Source organism: Wolbachia endosymbiont (group B) of Ennomos erosarius, assembly GCF_964026905.1.
GTDB lineage: Bacteria > Pseudomonadota > Alphaproteobacteria > Rickettsiales > Anaplasmataceae > Wolbachia.
Map to the genome: position 1 here is coordinate 1,073,929 of NZ_OZ034708.1, position 16,362 is coordinate 1,090,290.

General features: G+C 35.7%; 11 protein-coding genes and 3 pseudogenes. 5 read left to right on the forward strand and 9 right to left on the reverse strand.

Annotation, left to right across the window (positions count from 1 at the left end; genetic code table 11):
- Positions 1-52: 52 nt before the first annotated feature.
- From AAGD95_RS05680 to AAGD95_RS05690, 3 genes and pseudogenes are all read right to left on the reverse strand, one after another.
- Entirely contained in the window at positions 53-442 is a 390-nt protein-coding gene (locus AAGD95_RS05680; protein WP_209473189.1) for a phage tail tube protein, read from the reverse strand.
- Positions 417-644 (reverse strand): annotated as a pseudogene (locus tag AAGD95_RS05685) (DUF3168 domain-containing protein); the annotation flags it as partial. The pseudogene AAGD95_RS05685 and the gene AAGD95_RS05680, both read right to left, overlap by 26 nt.
- Positions 571-732 (reverse strand): hypothetical protein, encoded by a 162-nt coding sequence (locus tag AAGD95_RS05690; RefSeq protein ID WP_341818433.1) that lies wholly within the window; start codon positions 730-732, stop codon positions 571-573. The gene AAGD95_RS05690 and the pseudogene AAGD95_RS05685, both read right to left, overlap by 74 nt.
- 15 nt (positions 733-747) lie before the next feature.
- Between AAGD95_RS05690 and AAGD95_RS05695 the strand changes: the two are divergent.
- Both AAGD95_RS05695 and AAGD95_RS05700 read left to right on the forward strand, forming a co-directional pair.
- Positions 748-1,598: pseudogene (locus tag AAGD95_RS05695) on the forward strand (IS982 family transposase).
- A gap of 35 nt (positions 1,599-1,633) precedes the next feature.
- On the forward strand, positions 1,634-2,011 hold the full coding sequence (locus AAGD95_RS05700) for a hypothetical protein (protein ID WP_341818435.1): 378 nt from the start codon (positions 1,634-1,636) through the stop codon (positions 2,009-2,011).
- A gap of 132 nt (positions 2,012-2,143) precedes the next feature.
- Here AAGD95_RS05700 and AAGD95_RS05705 read toward each other — a convergent pair whose 3' ends face one another.
- From AAGD95_RS05705 to AAGD95_RS05715, 3 genes are all read right to left on the reverse strand, one after another.
- On the reverse strand, positions 2,144-6,484 hold the full coding sequence (locus tag AAGD95_RS05705; protein WP_341818436.1) for an ankyrin repeat domain-containing protein: 4,341 nt from the start codon (positions 6,482-6,484) through the stop codon (positions 2,144-2,146).
- A gap of 257 nt (positions 6,485-6,741) precedes the next feature.
- Positions 6,742-8,979, reverse strand: coding sequence for a hypothetical protein (locus AAGD95_RS05710; protein ID WP_341818437.1), 2,238 nt, complete (start codon positions 8,977-8,979; stop codon positions 6,742-6,744).
- 9 nt (positions 8,980-8,988) lie between these two features.
- Positions 8,989-10,359: a hypothetical protein gene (locus AAGD95_RS05715; protein ID WP_341818438.1), complete on the reverse strand. Its 1,371-nt coding sequence runs from the start codon at positions 10,357-10,359 to the stop codon at positions 8,989-8,991.
- A 269-nt stretch (positions 10,360-10,628) separates the two neighbouring features.
- Between AAGD95_RS05715 and AAGD95_RS05720 the strand changes: the two are divergent.
- Positions 10,629-11,497, forward strand: a pseudogene (locus AAGD95_RS05720) (IS982 family transposase).
- Between the two features lie 178 nt (positions 11,498-11,675).
- Here AAGD95_RS05720 and AAGD95_RS05725 read toward each other — a convergent pair.
- Both AAGD95_RS05725 and tsaD read right to left on the reverse strand, forming a co-directional pair.
- Positions 11,676-13,421 carry a type I secretion system permease/ATPase gene (locus tag AAGD95_RS05725; RefSeq protein WP_265034435.1) on the reverse strand — a complete coding sequence of 582 codons (1,746 nt, stop codon included), beginning with the start codon at positions 13,419-13,421 and terminating at the stop codon, positions 11,676-11,678.
- 174 nt (positions 13,422-13,595) lie between these two features.
- Positions 13,596-14,603, reverse strand: coding sequence for a tRNA (adenosine(37)-N6)-threonylcarbamoyltransferase complex transferase subunit TsaD (gene tsaD / locus AAGD95_RS05730; RefSeq protein WP_265026370.1), 1,008 nt, complete (start codon positions 14,601-14,603; stop codon positions 13,596-13,598).
- Positions 14,604-14,750: 147 nt separating this feature from the next.
- Here tsaD and AAGD95_RS05735 point away from each other — a divergent pair, with 147 nt between their 5' ends.
- A complete protein-coding gene (locus AAGD95_RS05735; protein ID WP_341818440.1) occupies positions 14,751-14,909 on the forward strand; it encodes a transposase in 159 nt (52 codons plus the stop codon).
- A gap of 38 nt (positions 14,910-14,947) precedes the next feature.
- Here the strand turns inward: AAGD95_RS05735 and AAGD95_RS05740 are convergent, their stop codons facing one another.
- Entirely contained in the window at positions 14,948-15,790 is an 843-nt protein-coding gene (locus AAGD95_RS05740) for an IS982 family transposase (RefSeq protein ID WP_341818192.1), read from the reverse strand.
- A 194-nt stretch (positions 15,791-15,984) separates the two neighbouring features.
- Here AAGD95_RS05740 and AAGD95_RS05745 point away from each other — a divergent pair, with 194 nt between their 5' ends.
- Positions 15,985-16,359, forward strand: a complete 375-nt coding sequence (locus tag AAGD95_RS05745) for a hypothetical protein (protein WP_341818853.1) — start codon at positions 15,985-15,987, stop codon at positions 16,357-16,359.
- The last annotated feature ends 3 nt before the right edge of the window (positions 16,360-16,362 follow it).

Here is a 16,362-nt window from a genome sequence, read left to right on the forward strand (position 1 = left end):
TTAGTTAAAATTCTCACCAGTTATTATTGTATATGAAAAAATTAAATTAACATTAATGAAAAGCGTTTACAACTTCAGCACTAGTTAAAACTACAGTAAAGCTGTCAAAAGTAACAGGATCATAATACCTCTCATACAATTCAACTGAACACCTAAGCCTTATCTTTTCCTTAGCATTAAAACTAATTTCATAATCATTATTAGAGTTTAGCATAGCAGAATTACGTAATAATTCATCAGCTAATACAGAGTCTAAAATTCCATTAATTTTTATCGTAATGTGTCTGCTTCCAGCACAATCGAGCACTTTCCTCCAGCCAAAAGAAGAAATATCTTTCACCTCTTCTCTGTTATTACGCAAAGTAAACCTTAGGTTTCTTATATTATTTAACACAATAAAATTGTTGTCATGATCTTTAATTTTTAGCTGTAATTTGCTCATTATCACCTCCTTTTATTAAAATATCAAAATTAATTGTTGAATGTAAAATTTCATCGTGCTGATCCATAGCACAATTACTTTCTAAAATGACCTCACTACTAAAACCTTCAATGCTCTTAAGTATCAAGTTAATATGCCTTATAATGGCAAACATACTGTCTATATGATAAGTATATATGTCGCATGAAAATCTTGCCTTTGTAACGCGAATTCTGGATTAAAGGAGAATAGAAAAGGCAAGAAAACAGGGTAAACTCAGCAGTTATAAAAAAACAGATGAGGTTAACCATGGAAGATATAACAAACTGTTTTGTTTGGTCGATGATTTTTGCAGAGATATAGAGAAAAATTTTGCAGGTAAACTACTGCCAAATGGTAAAAAACCCACAAGAACAACGGAAATTGAGCACTCCGAAATCATGACAATAATCCTGCTATATCAACAATCTCCGTGTAAAAATTTCAAAACTTTCTATCTACATTACCTAACGTTGCTCTACAAATCAGAGTTTCCAAAGTTGCCTTCATATACCAGGTTTGTTGCTCTAAAGCCTAGGGTTTTGTGGCATTTAGCAATGTTGTTGCATTGGCTTTGTGGACAGTCAGAAAACACTGGAATTTCATATATAGACACAACTCCCATTGCAGTTTGTCATGCAAAAAGAATATCCAAAACAAAGTTTTTGCTGGAATTGCAAAATTAAGCAAGAGTACTTACGGCTGGTTTTTTGGTTTCAAATTACATATGGTAATCAATGAAAATGGTGAAATTCATTCACTTACGCTAACAAAAGGCAATGTTGATGATAGGATACCTGTGCCAAATCTGACGGAAAAATTAACCGGCCTTTTGTTTGGTGACAAAGGTTATATTGCAAAAGAGCTTTTTCAGAAGCTGTTTGACCGAGGTTTGAAACTTGTTACCAAGGTGAAAAAAGGTATGAAAAATGCATTGATTTCGCTAAATGAGAAGATTTTACTGAGAAAAAGGTCTATCATTGAGACTGTTTTTGGTTACCTAAAAAATAGACTAGAAATTGAACACACTCGCCATAGATCCCCTGTTAATTTTTTGGTTCATATCTTTTCTACTCTCATTTCCTATTCCATCAAATCCAAAAAGCCTTCTATTTCCTATACTTTCTTCCTTCCTTAATCCAGAATTCGCGTTATGAGCAAGGAACCCATATCATGACAATAGGAAAACTATGTAACACAGCAAACAAATTATCAACGCACGCTAAAACTCTACTGCCGAAAATTAGTGAACTAATAGAAAAAGGCAATGTTGAAATTGAAAGAAGTAATGAGGATAGAGAGGGAGAAAATGGGGTACTAGATTTAGTGAGAGAGTATGAAAAAATTGATGATCAAGAAATACGTGATAAATTTTATTCATTAATTATGTCAGTATCTAAAAGAATACAGATTGATAAAGAAAAGGGTAAAAAAATAGGGGAAATAGAAGTGGCAAAGAACCTACTTGAAGTGGGTATTCCTACCAATGTAATATGTCAAGCGACTGGCCTACATAATCTTGAAGCTAGTGGCATGCTTGAAAAACAATAAGCGTCAAGAAGGTAAGCTGATTTCTTTAGAAAATACCTTAAATTATTAACCAAATATTACCTTCCTTCATGCTTCTGCCATTTCCTATTAACTTGAGTTTATGGCTTACAATACACACTTTTAAACCTGCTATCATTTTACAAACAACCCTTGTTGATAAGATTCTACTCTAGGTTCGGTTATACCACATCTTGGTGATTCTGAATAGGGTGGAAAATCTTTTTGTGGCTGTACTGTAACTTCGGCCCTAGAATAGTGGTTCCCTTCAAGGTATATAGCTTCTTGCACTTTGCTACCCCACAGCTCTTGGTTTGTTTTATAATCAGCGTTTATCATACCTGGATTTGGTTTAATTTTGCAAGAAGAACCCTGAGTATAATAAAGTTCAATCTCAGTACTAGCTAAAGACGCTAAAATAGAAACTTCCTCAAGATAAATAAAGTAACTTTGTTCATTTACCTTACTCAAGTACTCTTTATATAAATTACTGGTACAGAAATCTGATTCTTGCATTGGAAATACATTGTGAAACACTGACGATAATCTTTCTCTTAGTGCCTTAGGCATTTTTGGATCGTCTAGTGACTCAAACTGACTTAGAAATTTATGCCACTCTTGCCGCATTTCTTGAGCCCTATCAGTTTTATATACGCCAGAACTACTACCACCAAATACAGCGTGGAAAAAACAATTACCGTCTCCTTTAGTAGTGCATTTTTCTACCTTATTACTAACAGAAGACGCAAGCTTATCTTGCCTATATAAATCGTTACTAAGCGGTAAGCTACTTCCCTCTTGTTCTATATTTTGAGAGACTGCCTTCTCTAAACCAAAAATCCCATTCCAATTGTATCTACCTTCTAATCCTAATCTTTTACTCTCTTTTTCTGCTACATTAGCCAAGTCTGTTTTAGAAACATCTTCTTTGTCTCTAAGTAACTTATGTAAAATTTTGAAGATGTCTATCAGATGAGTTTTTGTGTCAAAGTCTTTCTCTTTTTTCATAACATTAGATTCAACATTACATAAATCTTGCAATAACTGTTGCTTTATAGGCTGGGCAGCCTTGAGTTCATAGCCATGACTCTGCTGTACTGATGAGCTCATTGTTTCAGAAGGTTGACGAAGTTTTCCAGATCTGTCAAAAAACCCTTGTTCTATTGCTTCATTAACTGATAACCCGCCAAGTAAGCAATTCTTCCCTATTTCTTCTTTACAATCTTTTAATTGCTTCAGCAAACCCTGATTATTTACTTCTACCCTTATAAGGTCTTTATTTCGCGTATCAGGATATAATCTAACCTCTAATTCTCCCTCACTGGTATGGAAAGTCAATGCTATATCACTATTATCCGCAAGGTCTGTGTAATTCCTTATACCATTTTTCGTTATAATTTCTACCTCACTTTTACCGATCCTTATTATATCTCTTCCGTATTCTATTTCCCCTTGAACTAACCCTAAATCCCTTGCTCCATCTGTAATTTTTGCAACATTTATTGTGCTGTCCTCTGAGTATTCTAAGTAAAAAGTAGAATTATCCATTTTTGCATTTTTTATTCTACCAGTAGCTGCACTTTTAACAATCTCCATGAATTCTAAAGTATTATTGACATATTCTTCACGAGCTTTTTTCATATTAGTTTTGTGATCTTTAAATTCTGACTCCAGTGTATCGATTACATCTATACTACTCAAGTTATGCAACTCTGCTCCTTTTGATACTAATTTACATATTATATCACTAGCAACTTTAGGATTCTTTTTTAATTCACTAATCCTTTTTATTACATAATCTGTAAAATTATATGTATCTTGGTACATCATTTCACCTGGACAAATAAGAAAATTAAACCTCACTCCAGACTCTATAGCTCTATTTACAATTTGTTCTAGTTGATTCATGTCTTGAGCTTTACCTACTACGTCTAAAAACATTTTCAACTTCTGCTGCTGGTCTAATATTAAATTATCCCATAGAGTTTCAGATTTAGGCGAATGTTCTTTTCCATCTAATCTTTTATAGTCAATCGCTCCCGCTTCTAACAGCAGTCTTTTTGCTTCTTCATAAGGAGTTTCACAATCACGAAAATGTCTTGAGTAAAAAATGATTCTGAGATTTAGAAGAATTTCTGATTTTCCTTCACGATCACGAAGGTTCAAAATCCTTTTAAGATCTTGAGTATTCTTGTATTTACTCAAAAACCCTTTTAGTTCAGTAAAGTCTGTGAAAAAGTCACTTGCGTCAGCAATACGACCAAATTCTTGGCACAATCTCTTTTGATTGTCAGTTAAAAAGTACCTTTCAACATGGTAGTTATGATTATCAGTTGCAACTTGTAGCGGAGTTTTTTCCTGTTTATCCTTTTTACTGGAGTCAGCTCCGTGCTCTAGAAGAGCATTTATACTTTTCTCATCACCAATACTAGCAGCGTAATGCAAGGGTGTTCTCTCTTCATTATCCTTCACATTAGGATCAGTCCCTGCTTTTATGAGAGACCCTATATTATTATACGAAGCATAATGTAATGGTGTTTTCCCTCTATCGTCCTTTATATTAGGATCAGCTCCAGCCTCCAAGAGTAAATCCACACATTTTTCTACTAACTTACCATCCATACTTGATATTACATGCAATATTGTCAACCCAGATTCTCCTCTTGTAAGGTTAAGAATGTCTTTTAGATCGTCACTATTATTCTCTAGTAAAAAATTAAGTAAAATATCTTCATCACTGAGATATGGAAGGTCTTTAAGAATACTTAACAATTTTTTATTCAACTCCTTTTGCTTTGGTGTTAAGCCAGATACACCAGCAAACCATGTGCATATTAAATTATCAAATGTATCTCTTCCAACAGTATCAATTAAAGGGCAACCATTACGAAACAGCAACGAATATTTAAGCAATTCATATTCATCATCCACTTGCTCCCCTGTTGTTGTTTCCTCTGCTTTTTTCGGAAGATGCCCTAAACTATTATTTTTGATTAATTCAGTTAAACGCTTGAGAGTTCTATAACTTTTATTCTCCAATAAAGGATCTGCTCCTTTTTTCATTAAAGCCTTGACTGCTTCTGCATGACCACTTTGAACAGCAAGGTATAATGGAGTCACCTTATCAGATTCACTCAACACATTAACATTTGCTCCATTTTTTATGAGAGTATTTACTATCTCTGTATGACCCATTTGAGCAGCAAAGTGTAATGGAGTATATCTATGTCCATCTATAACCACTGCTTCAACATTTGCCCCGTTTTCTATGAGGGCATTTACTATCTCTATGTGGCCATTTTTAGCAGCAAAGTGTAATGAAGTATATCCCATAATATCCACTGCATTAACATTTACCCCTTTTCCTATAAGGGTATTTACCATTTCTGTATAGCCATTTTTAGCAGCGAAGCGTAACAGAGTATGTTCATCAACAATTGCCCCGTTTTCTATGAGGACCTTTTCTATTTCTGTATGGCCATTCTCAATAGCAAGGTGTAATGGAGTACAGTTATCTTCTCCCACTACATTAACATCTGCCCCGTTTTCTATGAGAGTATTTACTATCTCTGTATGACCCATTTGAGCAGCAAAGTGTAATGGAGTCCAACCGTTTTGATTCACTGCATTAATATCTGCCCCGTTTCCTATGAGGGCATTTATTGTCTTTATATGGCCATTTTCAACAGCAAGGTGTAATGGAGTACAGTTATCTTCTCCCACTGCATTAACATCAGCCCCGTTTCCTATGAGGGCATTTACCATCTCTGTATGGCCTTCTGCAGCAGCAAAGTGTAATGGAGCAGACCCGTTTTGATTCACTGCATTAACATCCGCCCCTTTTCCTATTAGGGCCTTTACCATCTCTGTATGACCTATTTGAGCAGCAAAGCGTAACAGAGTACACTTATCTTCTCTCATTGCATTAACATCTGCCCCGTTTTCCACGAGGGCCTTTACTGTTTTTATATGGCCATTTTCAACAGCAAGGTATAATGGAGTCCACTTATTTTCTCCCACTGCATTAACATTTGCCCCTTTTTCTATGAGAGCATTTACTATCTCTATATGGTCTTTTACAGCAGCAAAGTGTAATGGAGTAGACCCGTTTTGATTCACTGCATTAACATCCGCCCCTTTTACTATAAGGGCATTTACTACCTCTGTATGGCCTTCTGCAGCAGCATAATGTAATGGAGTACATCCGTATTGATTTGCTTTATCAACTTCAGCACCTTTTTTTATTAGAAGCTCTGTTACCTTTGCAAGGCCATTTGCAGTAGCTATATGCAACAACGTAAGTTGACTATCTAATAATGTATAATTTACGCCAAATTGATTATCCTGCCACTCTTTATATGTGCCTGGATCTTCTTTTTCTAACTTCTCTTTTATTTTTTCAATTACATTGCTTTCATTTAAATTATTGTCAGCATTTATTGAAGTTAATATGCCTAACCACTGCTCATATTCCATGATTCACACCTCAAAAACTATTTATCTTATTATACCATAACTAGAAAAACGGTCAATCTATAACCAAAGATATTATGTATAACACATAAGAAACTAATGCAAGCATAATTTTTCTAACTTTAGTATTGCAGATCAGATTGCAAGGTGAAGTAGCCAATATAACATTTTCAGCCAGTCCTAACCATAAACCTTGCCTAGCAAAATGAACTGCCATAAACCTGCTATTTACAACAGACAATTAAACCCTCAATAATTCTTTAATATCGATAAGGAAAATCATTTACGTCATCATTGCCTAAGTCACGTTTTACATGCAGAGTATGAGGATGGTGGGTAACCGATGTAATAAAAGTATTTGGAGCTTGTGCTTGATCATTAAGTACAGCGTACGAAAGAATCATTTTATTTCCATCAGTAATGCGATCAAATCCTCTACTATTCTCATAACCAGCCAACTGATTATCTGCTTCTTGCTCTTTAACTCGTACCTCTGCCCCAGTGGCAGCAAACTTTAGCTCTTTTCCAACTGGGTGAGTACCTCCTCTCCTTCCTAAAGCTCGTGACAATACTAGGTCTAACTTTCCTCCTCCTCCAACCTGAAATTCACTAATTACTCTGGCAGGATTATCACAAGTGTAAAACAACCCATGCAATATAGCATGAAACCCAGCTTCCCTAGCATTATCTCTGTTTACTACCCATCTTAATGGATGTAGCACATTAGAAATTGCTTGGTACAACCGTTCATGGCTGCCTGGATCTTCATTTGCCCAGCCAGTATTCATCATTACATTTGCAGCACGATGCACATTATCAACGCCACCTATCCGTAAAAGCTCACCTTGAAAAGGCTGATTACCTCTATCCCGTAGGTAGTCATCAGGTGAGTCAAATGTTTCTACAGTAACAGTCAAGCCAAGATTATCGTTAGCTTCTCTTATTCTTCTATTTATGGTCAAATTACATACTACTTCATGCACTATAGCATTTGGCCAACGTGATAGATCTAATCCATTGTTCGGAAACCGTTGATTAGCCAATATGTGGCGAACATGAAATACAATCACCTCCTCCCTCTGGTCTCTCCCACGTAATACATGCAAAACCATGATCAAAGCACGATCTCCAACATTTACTTGTGTATCATACCCTTGCATATCTAACATTCTTGCATTATCACCATAGTGAAACAAGTGCTTACCTACTATTGCACGATCTTCTTCTATTGGCACAGTTCCTTTTGCAAATGCAATACTTGCGAAAGCGAATCCACTTGTGTAGAGAAATATTCTTCTATCTCTAGCATTAATACCACCCCTATTCCTAATACCTGGTACAGCAGGTATACCGAAGGCTGGATGGAGTAGATAATCCCTAACATTTTCTCCAATTTCCTCATCTTCTACAGGTTCAAACAGTCTTTCTACTAAAGAAGACCCTCTTGCTAAAAAAGCTCTCACACCAAGCTGTAAACGTTCTAGGCCATCAAGATCAAAATTTAATCCAACACAAACAGCTCTCGGTGATGATGTTGGAATAGATATGGATGAAACGGGACACCTACCAACATAGTTTCCAGCCTGTTCCAATGCACGGTCAGCATGTCTATCTACTCTTCTTCCTGCCTTAAGCTCAGTTATACAAGGAACAGAATCCATCAACCTTTGTGTACCGCGCACAAGAGAAGTAATATCTGCATACCCACCCCCTACAAACAGCTCAAGGTAAATATTGGCTGCATTGCGATATCTAAAATGCATCAAAATGCCAGACACAAGACCATGATAGTCAGACTCTCTGCCGTAGAAGTCCAATGCCTGCTCATATCTATCATATACACTAATGATATATCGAAAAATTCTTGCGCTAGCTTTCTTCACAGCTCTGCTATTATCACTTTCTAGCTGACTTATTAGATACGGTAAATAATTATCTCGCAGCCCAGGTGTTCTGATAAGCTCCCGAAAACTATGTCTACTAGTTAAATAGGATGCATGATCTCCCCTAAACTCTTCTTCTGCAGGAAACTGCCTGCACCTTATCGCTTCCTCTTCTTCATCCTCCCCTAGATTATCTGCCCACATGAATGTTTTATACTCCTGCCAGTTTAACAACTCTCCACGTAGCATACCTTCTACCTGCTGTCTCTCTGTTTCACTAAATCTTGAGCCATAACTGTTTTCTCTATCAGAAACAGTAAAGCATCTTACAGTTCTGCGCCCTTGTCTATCTCTTTTATTATTTAGAACAGCAACCTTTAGATTTCCCCTTCCAGGGCCATTTGGGTCATTATCAAAACGGAAGAAAATCCTTTTGTTATTGCCTGCAGCACCGGAATCAAACGCAGTGGCAAACATGCCAAAAAAGAATGCAGGAAAGAAACGATCCTTACCAACCGAATGCAAAAAAGATGGACATGAATCCAGAAAGTATTCAAACTTTTCTGTGAACTCACCGCAATCTCCATTTATCAAACTTCTAACCAATCCATGCATAAAATGCTCCTACTTATTACGACCAGAAAAACTACTAACTTCAGCGCTTCTTAGTGTAGACTGTGGGTCACCAGCCCCACCAAAATCACCCCTTCCACTAGGCAAGGATACCTTGTCTAATTCAGCAAATAACTTTTTTGCCAATTTACTATAGTCTACATTTTTTTTCATACCATCCCTACCAACTGTTTTTAGGTCATCAATCACATCCTCTTTAAAATCCCTAAAATCTCCAGATGAACAAACATTTTTAGCAAATTGCAGCATCTCCAATATCTCACCTTTTTTTGCAATTGCTCTGTTCTTATCATTGTCATTCTTCCAGTCTATAACCAAATTTGCCAGCACGTCCGTTATTAGATTTGCACTATTAGAAAAATCGACCGCAGCCTTTTTGTGCTCATTAAAGTGTTCACATCTCCAAAGATCCATCATAACCGCCTTAGCTTGGATACCTAATTCAGGATTTTCAAGTATTGTGTCTGAAAGCGAAGAAAGAAGAAGTGTATAATCCTGAGTTGAGAGTATCTTATCTGCTAGAACTTTATCTTTGAACATTGGAACTATAGCTTGAACTGTATCAAAAAAACCTTGATCTATCAACGCGCTAAGAAGCGAATATACTCCTTTGTCTTTTTTTGACAGCTCAGAATTTTTTAACAGGTTACACTTTTCTCGATCGTTTATTTTGCTAAGACAAAAATCCAAAATAACAGCACCGTTATGGTTACATTGAACAGAGGATAATATAGTAACTGCATCAGTAATTTCCTTCTCTCTTTCTTTTTTACTTAGAAGGTTATAAAAATACTCTACTCCCTCACTCCACTTAAATTTTATGGCTTTCTTAAAACCATCTGCTGCGTTGCCATGTTCTTTTAATCCTCTGGACTCTTTATCGATCCAGAAACTAAATACAGGATCTTGACTTTTCATATAACTCAACAGTTTACTCTTCACATATTTGTTATTGCTAGTTGCAGGCTTACCATCATCATCCACCTCTTCGGAAGAGAAGCTACTTTTGTAAGACTCAAACTGCCTCTGAAAGAGCAAAGGAATTTTATCTATCACACAGTATCGACATGCCATATCATATTTGGAAAGTGGGTTCTCTATTCCACATATTTTTTCTTCAGTAAACCTCTGTCCTAAGATTGTATTGTTCAATCTTGTACCTGACCAACAACTTTCATCGCGAAATATGTTGTATAAGAACTGTAGTTTATCATCTTTAAGATATTCTACTTGCTTAATATAAGTTTTCACCCATCTTTCAATAGCTAAACGCCTTTCAGCAGCAACCTTAGAATCTGCATGTTGAATAACACTCTTTAACTTATTAAGTACTGCAGCATGACGATCTGTTTTTCTTGGCATTGCACCCTCCTATTAAATGTTTATAGTCTTATGTAAATAAAGGGCATTATACAAACATCAGAATGGATTGCAATATAAAAATTACTAGAATAGAGGACTTAATAAAAAAAACATTATGGCTAAAACTTTTCTTCTTGAATGTCCTTAATGTAATCAATAGAAAGGCCGATCATTTTAGCTATAAACGCGAATTCTGGATTAAAGGAGAATAGAAAAGGCAAGAAAACAGGGTAAACTCAGCAGTTATAAAAAAACAGATGAGGTTAACCATGGAAGATATAACAAAACTGTTTTGTTTGGTCGATGATTTTTGCAGAGATATAGAGAAAAATTTTGCAGGTAAACTACTGCCAAATGGTAAAAAACCCACAAGAACAACGGAAATTGAGCACTCCGAAATCATGACAATAATCCTGCTATATCAACAATCTCCGTGTAAAAATTTCAAAACTTTCTATCTACATTACCTAACGTTGCTCTACAAATCAGAGTTTCCAAAGTTGCCTTCATATACCAGGTTTGTTGCTCTAAAGCCTAGGGTTTTGTGGCATTTAGCAATGTTGTTGCATTGGCTTTGTGGACAGTCAGAAAACACTGGAATTTCATATATAGACACAACTCCCATTGCAGTTTGTCATGCAAAAAGAATATCCAAAACAAAGTTTTTGCTGGAATTGCAAAATTAAGCAAGAGTACTTACGGCTGGTTTTTTGGTTTCAAATTACATATGGTAATCAATGAAAATGGTGAAATTCATTCACTTACGCTAACAAAAGGCAATGTTGATGATAGGATACCTGTGCCAAATCTGACGGAAAAATTAACCGGCCTTTTGTTTGGTGACAAAGGTTATATTGCAAAAGAGCTTTTTCAGAAGCTGTTTGACCGAGGTTTGAAACTTGTTACCAAGGTGAAAAAAGGTATGAAAAATGCATTGATTTCGCTAAATGAGAAGATTTTACTGAGAAAAAGGTCTATCATTGAGACTGTTTTTGGTTACCTAAAAAATAGACTAGAAATTGAACACACTCGCCATAGATCCCCTGTTAATTTTTTGGTTCATATCTTTTCTACTCTCATTTCCTATTCCATCAAATCCAAAAAGCCTTCTATTTCCTATACTTTCTTCCTTCCTTAATCCAGAATTCGCGTTTGTAGGTAAACCTAAGCCACTTTAGCTATATCTGCCGATTAACTTTAATTAATAGGAGTTATTAATCTATTTACTATTCTTGTAATATTATTTCTAATGGTAAAGAAATATATATTTCTCTGGAACAGTTGTTATTTCAGATACAGAATTTAGTGTAAGTAAGCTAACCATTTGCTGAAGAGCGCTCATCTTCTGTGGTATTTGATGATGGAGCAACTAATTTGCTCAAAATCTCATCTTTTGGTCCCATAGCGTAAATGACACCATCTGACATGAGGATCACCTTATCAACTACGGACAATAACGGTAGCTTGTGAGTGATGATAACAGTAGTAGTATTTTGTTTTCTTGCAATGCCAATTGCATTAATTAAGCATGCCTCTCCATTGCTATCTAAGTTAGCGTTTGGTTCATCAAGTACTAAAAGTTTTGTGTGACCATAAAAAGCTCTGGCAAGTCCAAGAAGCTGTTTTTGGCCGCCAGAGAGCGTTACTCCTCCAGGACCTCCTATTGTTGTATCATATCCATTTGGTAAGCTTAGTATTAGTTCATGTATCCCTGCAATTTTTGCTGCTTTGATTATTTCTTCAGGATTTGGGTCTGGTCTCATGCGAGCAATATTAGCTTTAACACTAGTGTTAAATAACTCAATATCCTGAGGTAAGTAACCAACATAATTACCAAAATTTTCTCGATTCCAAGTATATACATCAGCGCCATCTAGTCTGACTACACCAGATATTGGCTTCCATACACCAACAGTTAATTTTGCGATAGTGGATTTACCAGAAGCACTTGCACCAATAACACCAACTACATCTCCAGGATCTATAATGAATGATATTCCTTTTACTGTCGGCTTATTGCTTCCATAAGGAGTAAAAAATACTCTATCAAATTCCAATTTTCCTTCAGGTTCTGGTAGAGCCATCGTTTGCTCTCTTTTTGGCGATGTTAATATAAGTCTTTGTAGCCTTCCATATGACATTCTAGCCTGATTTAAAAACTTCCAAGTATGAACCGCAGCGTCAAATGGTGCTAATACTCTACCCATTAAAATTGAAGCAGCGATGATGCTACCAGCAGTCTTATGAGCTGTGATTGCAAGTAATGCACCTGTTCCAATTACTGATATTTGCAGAGTTGAGCGCAAAAACTTAGTGATTCCAGTAATTACATTAGAGCGATTTTGTGCTTTAATTTGCATTGCTCGATTCTGATCATTTCGTTTACACCAATCAGAGACTATGAATTCTGACATGCCCATAGCTTCAACCACTTCTGCATTTCTTGTTGCAACATCTATAGCATTGATATTCCGTATAGTTTCTTCGTTGGTTTCTTGTAATATTCGTTTAGTGGCAAGTTCATTCCATATTGCCATAGAGACTAATATAATAATTCCAGTAATAGCTATAAACCCCGTGGAGGTATGTATCATGAAAATCACAACAAGGTAAATTAACGACCATGGAGTATCAAACAGTGAGAATATACCATTTCCTGTAATGAAATTTTTTATCACTCCGAGATCTCGTATTGCTTCACCACTTGAAGTTGAGCTCTGCACTGACGTTAGCCTGATTGACCTTACTATCAGATCTGGTGTTGCAGTTTTATCGATCCAATCACCTATTTTTGCCATGGCTAAATATCGACAAGTTTCAAGCATTGCAGAACATGCAAATGCAGATAAAGTGATAATTGTCAGCATAGTTAGTGTTGATACACTTTCGCTCGATATCACCCGATCAAGCACTTGAGAGGTATAAAGTGGTAGGAATAACATTAATAAATTGATTCCCGCACTAAACCAAAAGATAAACCAAAATGCACTTTTGCATTTTTCTAGGCAAACATATAGAGTACTTTGCTTCAATTCTTTTTTTATTGATGGCGTAATTTCCACAATCTTCCTCTTAATTTGATTACATGCACCATATACAATTTTTATTACAAAAATATTAATAACGGCAGTTAGCTTACTTTAAGTGAGTAAAATATTAATATATGTGAATAGGAAATATAAACAAAGAAGTATAGTTAATATTTCCTTCATTACCTAATTCAAAATTGAGAGTTTTTAATAACTCTCCAACTCCCACTTTGGCCTTGGTGCAAAATTGAGAGAATCGATATAGTTTTTCCTTAACATTTCAATTCCTGCCCATCCAACCATCACTGCATTATCTGTACATAGGTTATTAGGGGGAAAAAATATATTTAAGTTTGTGTGTTTTTTCAATTTTTCTCTCAAGAAATTATTTGCTGCAACTCCGCCGGTAATCACAAAGTCATTGATTTTGATATTTAAAGATTCGGCCATAATAATCGCATTACTAACCCTGTCCAGCAGTATGTCACTAATACACTCTTGAAATGAAGCACATACATCACACACATTTTGCTCGCTTATTTCGAGTTTCTGCACTAAGTTTTTTACTGCTGTCTTGATTCCAGAAAACGAAAAATTACATCCAGAACGTTTTATCATTGCCCTTGGCAGTTTAAATCTTGCACCATTGCCTTTTTTAGCTAACTTTTCAATTAATGGTCCTCCGGGATAGCTTAAACCCAGCATCTTAGCAACTTTATCAAATGCTTCTCCTAACGAGTCATCGAGTGTCTTCCCGAGTTTAATATATTTACCTACATCCTGTGCAATTAAAAATTGACAGTGACCACCTGATATTAGTAGGACTAAAAATGGAAATTTTACCTCATGCAGTAACCTAATAACCAATGCATGTGCTTCTAAGTGATTCACTGCAATGAACGGTTTTTGTGCTACATGCGCAATTGCTTTAGCCATCATTGTACCAACTATTAGTCCACCTATGAGTCCTGGTCCTGATGTTGCTGCAATCGCGTCCAAATCGCGAAAATTGAGGTTAGATTTTTCTACAGCGCTTTTTATTAGACCACTTAAATGCTCCATATGAGCACGTGACGCTATCTCAGGGATTACGCCACCGCGTTTTTTGTGTTCTGCTTGGGAGAGAATTTCGTGAGCAAGGACTTGCTTGTCACTATTTACAATCGCTACTGCAGTTTCGTCGCAGCTTGTTTCAACAGCTAAAATGGTTTTCATGTATATTCGAACACTTTATTATAAAAACTATACCTTGAAACGCTGTAAAAGTTAACTGCTATAGCTAAAGTGACCTTACCCAGAAAAAGTGGAGAGAAAGTTGGTACGTTTTTATAATAAAAAAATGTTTTTATAGAGAGGTACAATATGTCAAATGGAAGAGAATATACAGCAGAGTTGAAAGAAGAAGCTGTAAAACTTTTTAAAGAAAGAGGAGAAACAATTTCGAAAGTAGCAAAAGATCTAGGTATAAGCTCTAACGTATTAGGTAAGTGGATAAAAAATATAACGAAAAGAAGTCAGTAGCAAATGCTTTTCCAGGTAGGGGTAACGCGAATTCTGGATTAAGGAAGGAAGAAAGTATAGGAAATAGAAGGCTTTTTGGATTTGATGGAATAGGAAATGAGAGTAGAAAAGATATGAACCAAAAAATTAACAGGGGATCTATGGCGAGTGTGTTCAATTTCTAGTCTATTTTTTAGGTAACCAAAAACAGTCTCAATGATAGACCTTTTTCTCAGTAAAATCTTCTCATTTAGCGAAATCAATGCATTTTTCATACCTTTTTTCACCTTGGTAACAAGTTTCAAACCTCGGTCAAACAGCTTCTGAAAAAGCTCTTTTGCAATATAACCTTTGTCACCAAACAAAAGGCCGGTTAATTTTTCCGTCAGATTTGGCACAGGTATCCTATCATCAACATTGCCTTTTGTTAGCGTAAGTGAATGAATTTCACCATTTTCATTGATTACCATATGTAATTTGAAACCAAAAAACCAGCCGTAAGTACTCTTGCTTAATTTTGCAATTCCAGCAAAAACTTTGTTTTTGGATATTCTTTTTGCATGACAAACTGCAATGGGAGTTGTGTCTATATATGAAATTCCAGTGTTTTCTGACTGTCCACAAAGCCAATGCAACAACATTGCTAAATGCCACAAAACCCTAGGCTTTAGAGCAACAAACCTGGTATATGAAGGCAACTTTGGAAACTCTGATTTGTAGAGCAACGTTAGGTAATGTAGATAGAAAGTTTTGAAATTTTTACACGGAGATTGTTGATATAGCAGGATTATTGTCATGATTTCGGAGTGCTCAATTTCCGTTGTTCTTGTGGGTTTTTTACCATTTGGCAGTAGTTTACCTGCAAAATTTTTCTCTATATCTCTGCAAAAATCATCGACCAAACAAAACAGTTTGTTATATCTTCCATGGTTAACCTCATCTGTTTTTTTATAACTGCTGAGTTTACCCTGTTTTCTTGCCTTTTCTATTCTCCTTTAATCCAGAATTCGCGTTTGTAGTGGATAAGTGAATTCAGTTCTTGCCTATTGATATAAAAGTTGTTATATTTGAGGAATGTTTAAAAGGTGTTTAGTTGATGCGCATTCAATTGAATAAAGTTTTGGTTTTTATAGCCTTATTAAGTTTCATTTTTGTATCATATTCTAGCGAAGCAAGTTCGGTGAGTGATGAGTTAAAGGATGTACAAGAAACGGTAAAAAATTTTATTTCTTCATTTTCAATTAAAGATACTGTAGAAAATATGAGTCCTTCAACAATCATAGGGTTGTGTATAGCTGCGGTGATACTTGCAGTAGTGTTCAGAGGTCTAATCTTTTTTATGATAATGTTTGGTGTACTGGTCCTGATGTTCGGTAGTACAGAAAAGGCAACAGACTACTTAAAAGAAAAATTTAACTTTGCAAAAGATATAAAATTACAATCCGATAGCGAAAAAAAAGATAAAAATTAAGAT

What these genes read in the sequence shown, in the direction of transcription:
- AAGD95_RS05680 (WP_209473189.1), bottom strand. Translation starts at nt 442, where the DNA reads ATGAGCAAATTACAGCTAAAAATTAAAGATCATGACAACAATTTTATT.
- AAGD95_RS05690 (WP_341818433.1), bottom strand. Translation starts at nt 732, where the DNA reads ATGGTTAACCTCATCTGTTTTTTTATAACTGCTGAGTTTACCCTGTTT.
- AAGD95_RS05700 (WP_341818435.1), top strand. Translation starts at nt 1,634, where the DNA reads ATGACAATAGGAAAACTATGTAACACAGCAAACAAATTATCAACGCAC.
- AAGD95_RS05705 (WP_341818436.1), bottom strand. Translation starts at nt 6,484, where the DNA reads ATGGAATATGAGCAGTGGTTAGGCATATTAACTTCAATAAATGCTGAC.
- AAGD95_RS05710 (WP_341818437.1), bottom strand. Translation starts at nt 8,979, where the DNA reads ATGCATGGATTGGTTAGAAGTTTGATAAATGGAGATTGCGGTGAGTTC.
- AAGD95_RS05715 (WP_341818438.1), bottom strand. Translation starts at nt 10,359, where the DNA reads ATGCCAAGAAAAACAGATCGTCATGCTGCAGTACTTAATAAGTTAAAG.
- tsaD (WP_265026370.1), bottom strand. Translation starts at nt 14,603, where the DNA reads ATGAAAACCATTTTAGCTGTTGAAACAAGCTGCGACGAAACTGCAGTA.
- AAGD95_RS05735 (WP_341818440.1), top strand. Translation starts at nt 14,751, where the DNA reads ATGTCAAATGGAAGAGAATATACAGCAGAGTTGAAAGAAGAAGCTGTA.
- AAGD95_RS05745 (WP_341818853.1), top strand. Translation starts at nt 15,985, where the DNA reads ATGCGCATTCAATTGAATAAAGTTTTGGTTTTTATAGCCTTATTAAGT.